The organism is Chitinophaga pinensis (assembly GCF_007896845.1).
Lineage (GTDB): Bacteria > Bacteroidota > Bacteroidia > Chitinophagales > Chitinophagaceae > Chitinophaga > Chitinophaga pinensis_C.
Window position 1 is genome coordinate 69,153 of record NZ_VOHS01000006.1, and the last position, 14,506, is coordinate 83,658.

Annotated in this window: 11 protein-coding genes; 5 read left to right on the forward strand and 6 right to left on the reverse strand. The window is 45.8% G+C overall.

The features are described 5' to 3' along the window. Positions 1 to 2: 2 nt before the first annotated feature. Positions 3 to 380, forward strand: coding sequence for a holo-ACP synthase (locus tag FEF09_RS08115; protein ID WP_012789548.1), 378 nt, complete (start codon positions 3 to 5; stop codon positions 378 to 380). Positions 381 to 392: 12 nt separating this feature from the next. Then, a complete protein-coding gene (locus FEF09_RS08120; protein ID WP_146304641.1) occupies positions 393 to 1,682 on the forward strand; it encodes a phenylacetate--CoA ligase family protein in 1,290 nt (429 codons plus the stop codon). On the opposite strand, the gene FEF09_RS08125 is transcribed toward FEF09_RS08120, so the two are convergent. Further along, a complete protein-coding gene (locus tag FEF09_RS08125; protein WP_146304642.1) occupies positions 1,683 to 2,168 on the reverse strand; it encodes a DUF6702 family protein in 486 nt (161 codons plus the stop codon). Positions 2,169 to 2,238: 70 nt separating this feature from the next. Between FEF09_RS08125 and FEF09_RS08130 the strand changes: the two genes are divergently transcribed. Together FEF09_RS08130 and FEF09_RS08135 are read left to right on the forward strand one after the other, a co-directional pair. After that, entirely contained in the window at positions 2,239 to 2,829 is a 591-nt protein-coding gene (locus FEF09_RS08130; RefSeq protein ID WP_146304643.1) for a HupE/UreJ family protein, read from the forward strand. A 43-nt stretch (positions 2,830 to 2,872) separates the two neighbouring features. Further along, positions 2,873 to 5,200, forward strand: coding sequence for a M1 family metallopeptidase (locus tag FEF09_RS08135; protein WP_146304644.1), 2,328 nt, complete (start codon positions 2,873 to 2,875; stop codon positions 5,198 to 5,200). A gap of 86 nt (positions 5,201 to 5,286) precedes the next feature. On the opposite strand, the gene FEF09_RS08140 is transcribed toward FEF09_RS08135, so the two are convergent. Continuing rightward, a complete protein-coding gene (locus tag FEF09_RS08140; protein WP_146304645.1) occupies positions 5,287 to 5,484 on the reverse strand; it encodes a hypothetical protein in 198 nt (65 codons plus the stop codon). 17 nt (positions 5,485 to 5,501) lie between these two features. After that, positions 5,502 to 6,377, reverse strand: coding sequence for an SPFH domain-containing protein (locus FEF09_RS08145; RefSeq protein WP_146304646.1), 876 nt, complete (start codon positions 6,375 to 6,377; stop codon positions 5,502 to 5,504). A 141-nt stretch (positions 6,378 to 6,518) separates the two neighbouring features. Here FEF09_RS08145 and FEF09_RS08150 point away from each other — a divergent pair, with 141 nt between their 5' ends. Then, entirely contained in the window at positions 6,519 to 7,328 is an 810-nt protein-coding gene (locus FEF09_RS08150; RefSeq protein WP_146304647.1) for an alpha/beta hydrolase, read from the forward strand. A 249-nt stretch (positions 7,329 to 7,577) separates the two neighbouring features. Here FEF09_RS08150 and FEF09_RS08155 read toward each other — a convergent pair whose 3' ends face one another. From FEF09_RS08155 to FEF09_RS08165, 3 genes are all read right to left on the reverse strand, one after another. Next, positions 7,578 to 9,488, reverse strand: coding sequence for a choice-of-anchor X domain-containing protein (locus tag FEF09_RS08155; RefSeq protein WP_146304648.1), 1,911 nt, complete (start codon positions 9,486 to 9,488; stop codon positions 7,578 to 7,580). 236 nt (positions 9,489 to 9,724) lie between these two features. Next, positions 9,725 to 11,311, reverse strand: a complete 1,587-nt coding sequence (locus tag FEF09_RS08160; RefSeq protein ID WP_146304649.1) for a SusD/RagB family nutrient-binding outer membrane lipoprotein — start codon at positions 11,309 to 11,311, stop codon at positions 9,725 to 9,727. Between the two features lie 11 nt (positions 11,312 to 11,322). Then, entirely contained in the window at positions 11,323 to 14,442 is a 3,120-nt protein-coding gene (locus FEF09_RS08165) for a SusC/RagA family TonB-linked outer membrane protein (protein ID WP_186774240.1), read from the reverse strand. Positions 14,443 to 14,506: the final 64 nt, after the last annotated feature.

Below are 14,506 nucleotides of genomic sequence, written 5' to 3' on the forward strand. Positions count from 1 at the left end.
TCATGATTTACGGAATCGGTACTGACATTGTAGAAGTAGACCGCATTGCGGTGAAGATAGAGAAAGGGAAAGGATTCCGTGATCTGGTATTTACTGCAAATGAAATAGCATACTGTGAGCAGCAGGTGCATCCTGCACAACATTATGCCGCCCGCTTTGCCGCCAAAGAAGCCTTTCTGAAAGCAATGGGCACAGGCTGGGGGCATGGAAAGATCAACTTCAACGAAATAGAGATTGTCAATAACGAGACAGGAAAACCTTTACTACAACTGACCGGTACGGCAGTTGCCAGTTATAGTGAATTACAGATTAAACAGATACATGTCTCTCTATCACATATAAAAGCGACCGCTGTCGCTATGGTGCTGATAGAGGTCTGAAAACCGACAACCATGTACATACCCGACATTGAACTGCAATCTACAGCAGCCATCAGGAAATATCAGGAAACAGAAGTACTGCGCCTGCTGGGCTATCTGCGTCAGTTTTCTCCTTTTTACAGAGAATGGTTTGCGCAGCATGGTATACAACCTTCCACCGTTAAATCACTGAATGATCTCTGGCTGATACCACCCGTTACAAAAGAACATCTGCAACAGCAGAACTGGGAATTCCTTTGTGTGGATAAAAGCAGGATCGCTGAATATACAACCACCTCAGGCACTTTAGGGAACCCTGTGATCATTGCGTTGACACAGAAGGATCAGGAGCGGCTGAGCTACAATGAATATATTTCATTCTGCTGCGCAGGTGGTACAGAGAACGATATCTATCAGCTGATGCTGACACTGGATCGTCAGTTTATGGCAGGTATGGCATATTACAATGGTATCCGTAAACTGGGTGCCGGTGTACTGCGCGTAGGTCCGGGTGTACCTTCTTTGCAATGGGAAAATATCAGCAGAATACAGCCGACCACTATTGTGGCGGTACCGTCTTTCATTGTAAAGCTGATTGCTTTTGCGAAGGAACACAACATCGATATAAACGCTTCTTCTGTGAAAAGCGCGATATGTATTGGAGAGAATATCCGTAATGTGGATTTCTCGTTGAATGTGCTGGGCAAGAAGATCACAGAACAATGGGATATTAAGCTGTATTCGACTTATGCATCTACTGAGATGCAGACAGCCTTTACAGAATGTAAGGCAGGTCAGGGCGGACACCATCACCCGGAACTGTTGTATGTAGAATTGCTGGATGATAATAATCAGCCGGTGGGACCCGGTCAGGATGGAGAAGTAACCATTACCACGCTGGGCGTGGAAGGTATGCCTCTGTTGCGTTATAAGACAGGCGATATCTGTCGTTATTTTGAGGAGCCTTGTTCCTGCGGCAGACAAACCATGCGTTTATCTCCGGTGATCGGTCGCCGTAAACAAATGATCAAATACAAGGGAACCACTTTATATCCACCTGCTTTGTTTGATCTACTGAATGATATGGAGGAGGTAAAGGAATTTGTAGTGGAGGTGTTTTCTAATGAGATAGGTACAGATGAGATCCTGTTGCATCTTTGGCCGGTAGCGGAAACAGAAGACATAGACAGGAAGATCCGTTCCTATCTGCAGGCAAAACTGCGGGTGATACCACAGGTGCGTTACTGTTCACAGGCAGACGTCATGAAAATGCAGTTCCCTGAAGGCAGCAGGAAGCCTATCAAGTTCATCGACAGACGATAATCAGAAGGAGAAGTCGGCGTCGGCCTTCGGGTTGTCCAGTTTGGTACTTTTCCTGATTCCGTTCAGAATAACATGGATCATATTGATCTGATTAGGATGCTCATCATACAGGACGTTATTCCTGACATGCGCGGTTTTAAAGGCAGGGATATTTTCGGCAGCGAGAAAGCACCACGCGGCCTCTTCCTCGATTTTGTAGCCAAGGTATTGCAGGCGGACAGGTTTTCCTTCAATCTGTATAAACAGGTGTTTGCGCAGATAACCGGCTATCAGGCTGTCAGTGGCCGCTTTATTGGCCGGGTGAATGATATCCAATGGGGTTTTAGACTGTTTTCTGAGGGTATTTTCAAGGTCATCCGCAAAGATGCGGCAACTGATTTCCAGTTCATTACCGGATTTGTTATGCGTAATTTCTGTAACACTTACGTAAAATGGATGGAATACCATCCAGGCCGAAACCAACCATTTATATAATAATACCCCCACTTGCCTAAAAAATTTTAAATATTAAGATGAGCTTTGTATAATTACTAAAACTAGCAACAAATATAGGGTAATGAATGAGTTTGTGATGTACTTTCAGATGGGGTGGCAGCATATTGTAGACTGGGAGGGGATAGATCATATTCTGTTTATCGCTGCTCTGTGTGCTATTTACCTGCTTGAAGACTGGAGAAAAGTGCTGGTGCTGGTGACTGCTTTTACAATAGGGCACTCTATTACTCTTGCATTGAGCGTGACGAATGTGGTACATATCAGTAGTAAACTGATAGAATTCCTGATACCTGTCACTATATTTATTACCGCATTTTCCAATATCATCAGGAAGCAGACTGTACCGGTGAAGCTGCAGGTCAACTACTTTTTTGCAGGCTTTTTCGGTTTAATCCATGGAATGGGTTTCTCAGGATATCTGAAGAGTTTACTGGGATCCCAGACAAACATTGTTAAACCCCTACTGGCTTTTAATCTGGGATTGGAGTTTGGTCAGATACTGATCGTTACAGGTGTATTATTACTGGCAGGCATTATTGTCAACATTACCCGGGTAAAGCGAAGAGACTGGAATATGTTTCTCTCTTCTGCTATTTTTGGGATTGCTTTTATGATGGCCGTTGAGCGGTTTAAAGAATTATTGGTTAAGTAAGCAGTATTCAACCAGCTGCGACCTTTGAAATATAGATTTGTTTATGAGAAAAAAATCCTTCAGACTGGCGCTTGCCCTTGGCTTTATGACAGCCGTGGCGCAGGCGCAGAATCCTGGCTCTAATCATGGTAACCGCTTTGAACAGCTGGGTACGATGATCGCAGATCCAAACATGTACCGTTCTGCTTCCGGCGCTCCCGGACCAAAATACTGGCAGCAACGGGCTGACTACGACATTACCGCAACCCTCGATGATGAGCAACAGAAGCTCACCGGAGCGGAAACTGTTACCTACTTTAACAATTCTCCTGATCCGCTGACCTACATCTGGTTACAGCTGGATGAGAACGAACATGACCTGAAAAGCGATAACAACAGCTTTGATGGGAGCACCATGTCAGAGAGAATGAGCATGCGTACGGTAAATGGTTTACTCGGTAATCCGGGTAGCAAAGCTTTCGGTGTGAATATCGTAAAGGTAACAGACGAAAGTGGTAAGGCACTGCCTTATACCATCAATCAGACCATGATGCGTATCGATCTGCCACAGACCCTGCAACCGGGCCAGAAACTCCGTTTCAAGGTAGAGTGGTGGTACAACATCTCTGACCGTATGGTACAGGGTGGCCGTGGTGGTTATGAATACTTCCCGGAAGATAAAAACTACCTATACACGATCACGCAGTGGTATCCTCGTCTGGCAGTATATTCTGACTTTCAGGGATGGCAGAACAAACAGTTCACCGGCCGCGGAGAATTTGCACTGACCTTTGGTAACTTCCATGTAAGCATGAACGTACCGGCTGACCACGTAGTAGGTGCTACCGGTGAGTGTCAGAACTATAAAGAAGTACTGACTGGTGCGCAATATCAGCGTTGGCAGCAGGCACAGACAGCGAAACAGCCTGTTGAGGTAGTAACGCTGGATGAGGCGAATAAAGCGCTGGCAGGTCATTCTACAGGTCGTAAAACCTGGGTATATGAAGCAGACAACGTACGTGACTTCGCTCTGGTTTCTTCCCGCCGCCTCGTATGGGATGCAATGGCCACCAACGTAGAAGGCAAGAAAGTGATGGCGATGTCTTACTACGGTCCTGAGGCATATCCATTGTATAACCGCTATTCTACGAAAGTAGTCGCACACACAGTAAAGACTTATTCCAAACATACTATTCCATATCCTTATCCGGTAGCGATCTCCGTAGAAGCTGCCAATGGTATGGAGTATCCGATGATCTGTTTCAACTACGGTCGTGCAGAAAAAGACGGTACTTACTCTGAAGCTACCAAAAACGGTATGATCGGGGTGATCATCCACGAAGTGGGTCACAACTTCTTCCCGATGATCGTTAACTCTGACGAACGTCAGTGGACATGGATGGATGAAGGTCTGAACACTTTCTGCCAGTTCCTGACAGAACAGGAGTGGGATAACAACTTCCCTTCCAACCGTGGTCCTGCTTACAAGATCACTGACTACATGAAGATGCCGAAAGACCAGCTGGAGCCTATCATGACAAACTCCGAAGATATCTCCCAGTTCGGTCCGAATGCATATGCTAAACCAGCTACAGCATTGAATATCCTGCGCGAGACAGTAATGGGAAGAGATCTGTTTGATTTCGCTTTCCGTGAATATGCACGCAGATGGGCATTCAAACATCCTACACCAGCTGATTTCTTCCGTACAATGGAAGATGCATCTGCTGTGGATCTGGATTGGTTCTGGCGTGGTTGGTTCTTTGGTACCGAACCAGTTGATATCTCTCTTGATAGCGTGAAATGGTTCCGTCTTGATACCAAAGATCCACAGATCAGCAAAGCGGAAGCAAAGGCGAAATATGACCGTGCTGCAGATCATATCTCCCGTGCACGTAACAAAGCAGCAGGTATGACTTTCGAAGTGGATAAAGATACAAGTCTGCAGGACTTCTATGTAAAATGGAACCGTTTCGAAGTAACGCCTGAAGATAAATCAGCTTACGATGCATTTACTGCCGGACTGACACCTGAAGAAAAACGTTTGTACGAAAGCAAAAAGAATTTCTACGAATTGTCTTTCTCTAACGTAGGCGGATTGGTAATGCCGCTGATCATCGAGTGGACATTTGCAGATGGTACAAAGGAAACAGATCGTATCTCTGCTTACATCTGGCGTAAAAACGAAAACAATGTAACAAAGGTTTTCGCAAAAGATAAAGAAGTTGTAAGTGTGAAACTGGATCCATTACGTGAGACGGCTGATATTGACGAGGCTAACAATAGCTGGCCACGTGCAGCAGCTCCATCCCGTTTTGAAATCTTCCGCCAGTCACAGGGCATACGTGGTGCATCCACAGGTGGCAACCCAATGCAGAAAGCGAGGAAATAGTAAATGAAGGATTTACCTCACTGTATATAAAGAAGGCCTGATCTGTTACAGATCAGGCCTTCCTGTTTTAATGATGTTGCGGTAGCTTATGCCGGATCATTCTTTTTAGGTTTTTCCGGTTTTTCCGGTCCTTTTTTAACCGTACGTCCTGCGTCTTTCAGTGCACGGTGTATGATCCACTCCAGCTGACCATTGATACTTCTGAACTCATCTGCAGCCCATTTCTCAATTGCTTCATATGTTTGGGTATCAATCCTTAATACAAATGTTTTCTTATCCGCCATACCCCTTATTTACCTGGTTATTGATGGAGGGTACCTGTATTCACAACAGGTGCTACTTTTGATTCGCCGCAAAGTACTACCAGCAGATTTGACACCATAGCCGCTTTACGCTCCTCATCCAAAACTACGATTTCCTTTTGTGATAATCTGTCCAGTGCCAGTTCTACCATGCCTACAGCACCTTCTACGATCTTGGTACGTGCAGCCACGATAGCTGTTGCCTGCTGACGTTGCAGCATTGCACCAGCAATTTCAGGTGCATAAGCGAGGTGACTGATACGTGCTTCCAGTACCGTAATACCAGCAGGACTCAGTCGCTCGTTCAGTTCTTTTTCCAGCATCTCGTTCACCTTATCACCACCATCACGCAGGGTGATGTCTGCATCAACGTCCGTGTCTTCCATTCTGTCATAAGAATAGCTCACCGCGAGGTGACGTACGGCTGCTTCACTCTGTACATTCACATATTGCAGATAGTTATCCACCTCAAAGGAGGCCTTATAGGTATCAGTTACCCGCCATACGGTTACAGCGGCAATTTCGATAGGGTTACCCAGCTTGTCATTCACTTTCAGCTGCTGACCATTGTGGTTGTGCGCTCTCAGGGAAAGGTGTGCTGTTTTATAGAAGGGATTGACCCACATTAATCCGTTTTCTTTTACGGTGCCGATGTACTTACCAAAGAATGTCAGCACGCGTGAGTGGTTGGGGTTCACTATAATAATACCTTTTATAGTGAGGACAAACGCGATAAAAAGCACGATTCCCAGCAATGCCAGAATGCCCATATCTGTCTGCGTTCCCAAATAAAACAGGCAGGCAGCTGCAATGAAGCCGATAATGCTAAGAAAGATGGCCAGATAGCCGGAGACGGGTTTAACGATCTTTTCCATAATAGTATAGTTTTGATATCATTTCGATATCAAAACTAATCAAAAGGAATTAATCCGCCAAAAGAGAGTTTTCCCTGTATTTACACCACGGGAATTTGCAGTCATCGCCTAAACGCATTATTTTAAAGCAAAATTCACGATATGAAGTATGTATTAGGCGTTATGTTGTTATTGCTTGGCTTTACGGGCGCAAAAGCGGCTCAGGTAGATACAATAGCGATCTATAGCAAGGCCATGCAAAAAAGTCTGAAATGTGTGGTGGTCACACCGGATAGTTATAAAGACAAACAGGAGCATTATCCGGTAGTATATATTCTTCATGGGTACAGTGGTAATTATGCCGATTATGTCAAAAAGATTCCGGGTCTTGCGGCCGTTGCGGACACGTATCAGATGATCATGGTCTTCCCGGATGGCGGCTTCAGTAGCTGGTATCTGGATAGTCCGCTGGATAGCGCTATCCGTTTTGAAACATATGTGGGTAAAGAGATCCCTTCTTTTATCGATCAGCATTATCGTACGAAAACAGACCGTCAGCACCGCGCCATCACGGGACTGAGTATGGGAGGGCATGGTGCATTATACCTCGCTATCCGTCATCAGGAGACTTTTGGTGCAGCAGGTAGTATGAGTGGTGGGGTGGATTTTCGTCCTTTCCCTAATAACTGGGATATCGCAAAAAGGCTGGGAACTTTTAAAGATAATACCACTAACTGGGATAAAAACGTAGTGGTCAATCAGCTCTCTGATCTGAAGAATGATTCATTGTCACTGATCATCGATTGTGGTGTAAAGGACTTTTTTATAGACGTGAATCGTCAGCTGCATCAGCGTCTGCTCGAACTGGGAATATCACATGATTATATTGAAAGACCGGGAGCACATGCGTGGGACTATTGGAGTAATTCTATCATGTACCAGCTGATGTATTTCCACCGTTATTTCAGATAAATATGCCGAAAAGATTTGTATAGGCTTGACTAACAATGATGTGTCAGTCTGTATATTGTCTGACTATACTCTGACTATACTCATCTTACGCTAATGCTACGTTATAAACGTAGCATTAGCGTAAGATGAGTATAGTCAGAGTATATATGAAAGAGGAGACAGCTACAAAATTAATCTGAATGGATGCAGAGCAGTTTCATCAGGCTTTTAGTCCGCAGTTTCAGGAAGTGAACAATGCAAAATGAAACATTAGTGTGTAAAGTTCAGCGGCTTAAATGTCAACACCCTGATAATACTTTCTAACCTCGATTTACCACAACCCGTCTTTATCAGTTGTTCAAGGTCTTCCGCTCTTCTGGCGAGGTCATTGAAGGTCCATTTGATCGGGGCACCGGAAGGACGGCCAGCGGGATCTGTTACGCGAAACAAGCCATCTACCTGTGCCGGATCGCCGGTCAGGAATGCGGCCAGCGTAGGTTTTACACCAAATGGCTGTGGCGCTATCTGCAGAAAAGCCGCATGCGATACGCCGGCAGGATCATTGATCAGATTACCCACGGCCGTATTGGCTTCTCCTCCATGACAACCGCTACAGGTATTCACAGAAAGAATATGTCTTACTGTATCATTGGTAATGCGGGAAGCACCTGCGGTAGTCGCGGCATCCCAGAAATGTCCGGGTGTCAGCGTATGTGCTTTACCTCCCAGGAAATTAGTTCCTACTTCAATATCCTGAATCGCGTAAGTCTGGTCGAGGATGGAAGGCTCATTACCATTCGCGTATGTAGCCAGCAATAGTTGATTGGCCGGCGTGGCCCCTGCAATCCGGTTGAACCTCGACTGCGGTTCCTGTTTGACAGTTACTTCGTCAAATACGCCTTTCTTACTGATAACAAACTCCCGCAGCTCCCATGGACTACCTATTGCCAGTTCGTTTGTTCTAAGCTGATTTAAGCTGCTTCCGTTTGGTTTGGATGGACTTGTTCCGGCGGTGGTGAACTGGTCTGTAATCGCCTGTAAAGCGTCATTATAGGCAGCCGAACCGGGTACAAGGTTCTTAAGGTTGTACCATTGCTGTGCAAAACCGATCAATTCCTTACAGTTACTCTTCGGAATGCCATATTCCAGAATAGTTGTAAAACGAAGCGGATTACAGTTGGTATTCAGTACACCAAATACAAACCGGCCTTCTCCTGCATTGCTTACCGTATAACCACTGTTACCCCGCAGGTCGAGACGGTTTACAATCGCCAGCAGCCGGAAAGGCGCGAGGGTTGGATCGATATTGAATGTTTTCCAGTTGCTGATCGTCACAGTGGCGCCGGGATTACTTTTTTCTACCCACGGAAGGATCACCGTATTGAACATATTGGTACGGGCATTTACTATATCGGCATTGATGTTCTGTGTGGCCAGCCATTTTTCCAGCCAGGACTGTATAAATGCAGTTACACTGATGCCGGAGGACGGTGTATTGGCCATTTGTGTGATAAGATGGCCGAATGTCCACACGCCTTTGGGATTGCCCTTTTTAGTACAGGGATTGAATGTCCGGGAGGGGTCTTCTATAACGCCCAGATCTGTGATCATCAGGGAGCGTTCTCTCAGTGCAGGATCGGGAATGAGTTTGAACAGATCAGGGTCGAGTGTGGCTCCCCTGTCAAAATCCAGACTTTTCACCGGACTTTCCCGGACGATATTATCGATCACGGTAGCGGATCTGCCGGACCATCTGAAGAGATGTTCCCTTTTGTTCAGTTTTTCAAGATTTGCGTTCTGGATAGCTATCAGATCTTCTTTGAAGCGATTGAGGTCTTCATTAACCGCAATAGAGAAAACGCCGTCTGCTGCTTTTTCGTCTCCATCTGCACCATCATCCCGGAGGCTTAAGGTCTCATCACCCACCAGAAAGGACAGGGTATTATCCCTTACCACTCCCCGTGGGAAAGTCGCCGTAAGCAGTACATTATTGCCATTTATGGGCTCTTTCAGGGATCTTACCTGAATACTGCCGGCGATGGGAGGGGTACGTTCAAACTCCGGTATGACTGCGGCGGCAGCGGCAATATTCTTTGCAGGTGTTTTCTTTTGATTGCTTTTACATGCGTAAAGGAACAGTGAGGCCAGCAGTATACCTGCCGGTAATAATCGGTTTGACATGAATGATCTGTTTTGGGGTGTTAGAAAATATAGTATTACATGAATGAAAATGTTGTGGATATCATCATCGGTAAGGAGTGTTGTGGGGTTGTATATGACAGAATGCTGCTGTAAAGGTAATGAGCGATGCCTGTAGTTGCACAGCAGTACCGGCCAAAAGAAAAGCCGGACCTCGATAGGTCCGGCTTGTTATTGCTGCTTTTTTTATAGCGGTATAGATGGCTATACGAGAATTGTTACTGCTTATCCCACCATACGGGGGTGGTCAAAGCATTTGTGCCTTGTCTTGTAATGGCTTCCTGGTAATTAGTAGGGTTAGAGGCTAACTCTGTAGAAGGATACAGCATTCTGCGCGGTATCTTTCCACCGGTGGCATTACCAACATAGTTTACAGGTGTCAGCTGCGGATAACCGCTTCTGCGCCAGTTGGACCATGATTCATACCAGTCGAGCAGACAAGCTGCCCAATATTGTGTATTGATCTGATTGTAACCGTCAGCGTCAACATAAGGATGCGCTGTCAGATAAGTCTGAATAGCTTCACTGCTGATAGAAGCGGAGGCGCTGTATTGTGCCAGTTGTTCCATGGCTGCTTTTACACCATTGTTATAGTGGGTAGCTGCACCGGATCCTACATTCCATCCTCTTTTTGCAGCTTCTGCCAGTAAGAGTTCTGTCTGGGCGTAAGTCACAAGGAAGGATGGTCCGTTCAGTTTCAGTAATACATTTTTGTTCAGCACTGAATATTTCTTCAGATCACCCGGATAACCAGGTGCTTTGGTGATATCAGTAGGACTGCTGGAACCATTGGTATCAAAACCGTTTGGCATACCCAGCTGGTCAGCCGGTACTTCGCTGTTGCTCGCAGGTACGACAGCAACATATTGCAGACGTGGATCGCTGTTGTTTTTCAGGAAGTCCATGAAGGTTTTGCTGATGCTTGCTTCACCGGGAGTATTGATCGCATTCCATTCTCCGGAGAGGATGTTGCTTACTCTGTTTACGGTAGTTCTGCCACCGGTCGCATCGTGCAGAATATAGGCATTCTCTGCGTTGGAAGAGATCACACCACCTGCATATGCTTTCTCTGCCCAGCTTTTTGCCAGTGCTTCATCTCTCTTGGTGAGACGCATGGAGAGACGCAGCATCAGGGAGTAAGCCAGTTTTTTCCAGTTAGCTACAACTTGCGCAGCACTTTGAGAACCGCCTTTGTTGTAGATCAGATCACCCTGTCCCGGTATCTGTTTGGTAGCATCCAATGCTTTCGCTGCTTCATCCAGTTCTTTCAGCATATCCAGATAGATATCCTGCTGTGCATCATATTTTGGTGTGAAAATGCGGTCACTATAACCTTTACCAGCTTCGGAGTAAGGAATGTCTCCGTAGATGTCGGTCAGACGATGGAAGATCAGCACTTTGGTGATACGGCTGATATTATACAGATTCGTCTGGAAAGGATTGTCTTTTGTTACTCTTACCACATCTGTGATGTATTTCACCTGATCAGGATAAGCACGTTCAAAGTATGCACTGGCCCATCCGTCGTTCTGCAGGTATTTGTCGCCCGCATACCAGGTCGCATTAGACAGTTGTTGCATCATCATCGCGCAGTAGATGATATTTACACGCCAGGTGTCATAGCTATAGTCACTGTTACCCGTGAATTCCAGCACAGCGCGGGAGAAGTTGTATTCAGGTACGCCGCTGGCCTCGCCGGATTTATTCTTGTCAGTGTTGATATCTTCAAAGTCCTTCGTACAAGCCGGTGCCAGTAGTAATGCCGGCAGACAGAGTACAAGTATTAGTTTATGCAGAGATTTCATTATTCCAGATTTTAGAATTTAACATTCAGGTTCACACCGATAGACCGGGTAGTAGGCAGACCTGCATATTCAAGACCCTGTGCGTTGCTGTTGCTGTAGTTGGATTCAGGATCGATGTTAGGCGTAGATTTCTTGATGTAGAAAAGGTTACGTCCTACCAGTGAAATGCTGATACCATTCAGTTTTTCGTGCAGAGCTGCTCTTGAAAAGTCATAAGTCAGTGCCAGTGAGCGGAATTTGATGAAGTCTGATTTATATACATGCAATGCAGAGATACTGGAGAGTCTTGCATAGTAGTCGTCAGCCACAACGGTTGTTGTTTTTGCATCACCACTTTCAGTTACACCAGTTACTACAACACCACCCTCACGTCCTGCCAATGTTTCTTTGTGCAGACCATAGCTATAAGCATTGGCATTGGTACCTGAATAGATCTTACCACCTGATTTGAAGTCGATCAGGAAGCTCAGGTGGAACTTGCCATAAGACAGTTCGTTGCTCCATCCGCCAGTATAAGGTGCTACACCGGAACCTGCCGCGATGAGTGCGTCTGTACGCTGAGGCACACCAGATGCGTCTACGATCAGTTCTCCTTTTGCGTTGCGTTTGAAATCATATATCATGATCTGGGAGTAAGGCAGACCCACTACATGGTTGATGAAGCCATCTTCTGTACGCGATTCACCACCTTCTACCAGCATAGATGCCTGACCTTCTGCCAGCTGTACTACTTTGTTTTTGTTGTGAGCAAAGTTGAAAGTAGTGGTCCATGAGAAGTTGGCAGTTTTCACCGGTGTACCACCGATCATTGCTTCAATACCTTTGTTTTCCAGTTTACCTACGTTGACCAGTGCGCTGGTGTAGCCGGATCCGGAAGATACTGTAGCCGTTACGATGTCATTAGATGCCTGTTTATTATACCAGCTGAAATCTCCGAATAAACGATTGTCGAACAGTTTCAATTCAGCACCTACTTCGATCTCTTTTACTTTGAGTGGTTTCAGTTCTTTGTTTGGAATTTTGTTGTCAATATCACCTAATGGTACACCATTGACAGTATTTCCCAGTGTGCTGTAGTACAGCGCAGTTTTATATTCATCCGCATCACCACCTACCTGTGCATAACCTGCTCTGATTTTACCAAAGCTGAGCCAGTTGGTTTTGATATTTTCAGAGAAAACATAAGAACCGCTTACAGATGGATAGTTATAGGAATTATTTTTCTTTGGCAGTGTACTACTCCAGTCGTTACGGTCAGTAACGGTCAGATATAAAGTGCTGGCCCATGATAATTCCAATGATCCGTATACAGATTGTACCTGTTTATTGTATTGTATAATGGTACTGTTCTTGGTAGCAGCAGTAGCCGGATTGTATACAAACGGGAAAGCAAAGTTGGATGCAGTTACGTCATTCACCTTGTCTACTTTCTTTAACAGGTTAGCACCGGCAGTGAAGCTCAGGTTTAACTTGCTGGTGATTTCTTTGTTGATACCGAGTAACGCGTCCACGTTCGTTTCATTGAACTGACGGTTACGCTCCAGATCCAGACTTCCCGCAGGGCGGTAAGCAGTACCAGTAGGCGTGATAGAGGTTGCATTGAAGCCAAAGTAGTCATTAGCTACACGTGCCTGTATAAATAACCATGGTAACGGAGTGTAACGCAGACTGGTTACGCCAATCACACGGTCTTTCTTTGTATTGTTCCGGAAGCGGTTGGCTGCGAAGAAAGGGTTAGTGCTGAAAAGGTCGCTGCTATACACCTGTTCTTTGAACTGGCCATCGTAACCGGGGTCCAGATAGCTGGCGGCAACGTTGGCAGGCAGGAATGCGATACCATAGTTACCATTACCGGGTGCATCACTCAGGTTAGAACGGTTGTTAGTGATTTCTTTCGCGTAAATAACATTGGTCTGTCCGCTGAATTTGTCAGATAACTTATAGTTGACATCAATGTTTACGTTATCGCGGATATACTCTGTATTTGGATATACGCCCTTGCTGCGCAGGTCACCCAATGCTACACGGTAGGTGGTTTTATCACTACCGCCTGCGATGGCTAAGGTATTGCTGTAAGTAGCGCCTGTTTTATAGAAGTCTTTAATATGGTTACCTTGTTTGGAGTAAGGATGTGCTTTACCATCAAACAGTGTTGTGGAAGAACCATCCAGTTTGCTACCCCAGCTGGACAAGCCACTGTTAAGTGCAGACTGCTGATCGGTAGGTTTGGCGCCTTTGATACCCTGACCATATACTTCCTGAAAATCGAAGAAGTCATTTACTTTTTCCACAGTCACGTTGCTGTTCAGTTCAACGCGCATCTGGCCAGCTTTACCTGACTTGGTGGTGATGAGGATAACACCATTTACACCACGTTGTCCATACAATGCAGATGCTGCTGCACCTTTCAGGATGGTCATATCTTCGATATCATCCGGGTTGATGCTGGAGATACCGTCACCAAGGTCAGTACCACCCCATTTACCGGCAGAACCGAGGTTAGCGTTGTTCATAGGAACACCGTTCACTACATACAAAGGTTGGTTGTTACCACTCAGTGAAGAGTTACCTCTGATTGTTACGCGGGAAGAACCACCCGGACCTGTTGCAGGAGGAGCACTGTTCACACCGGCTACGCGGCCTACCAGTGCATTAGCTACGCTGATCTCTCTCGCTTTGGTCATATCAGCGCCCTGTACTTTTGATACGGCATAACCGTTACTACGCGCTTCTTTACGTATGCCCAATGCTGTTACTACGACTTCATTAATGTTAGCAACATCTTCGAGCAGGGTTACATCAATGGAGCTTTGTTCACCGGCCGCAACTTCCTGTGTGAGATAGCCGATAAATCTGAATACAAGAATGTCAGTAGGGGATTTAACAGAGATAACAAATTTTCCGTCTGGCCCGGTGGCAGTACCTACTGCACCATTTTTAACCAGAACGTTGACACCTGGGATGGGATTGCCGTTTTTGTCCCTAACGACACCCCTTACCTGCTTCTGCTGCCTCATGCTGGAGAGGGGCATAGGAGCTGCGTATGTGGTCTGTATGCCTTCCGTAAGCATCAGACCGAGCATTACTCCTGCAGTAACGCATGCTTTGTTAAAGCGTAGTTTACTTCTCATAGATACTCCTTTTGGTTGAAATGTTTGAACCCTTTTTTGACATAGTACGGGCGTCTGGATGCGG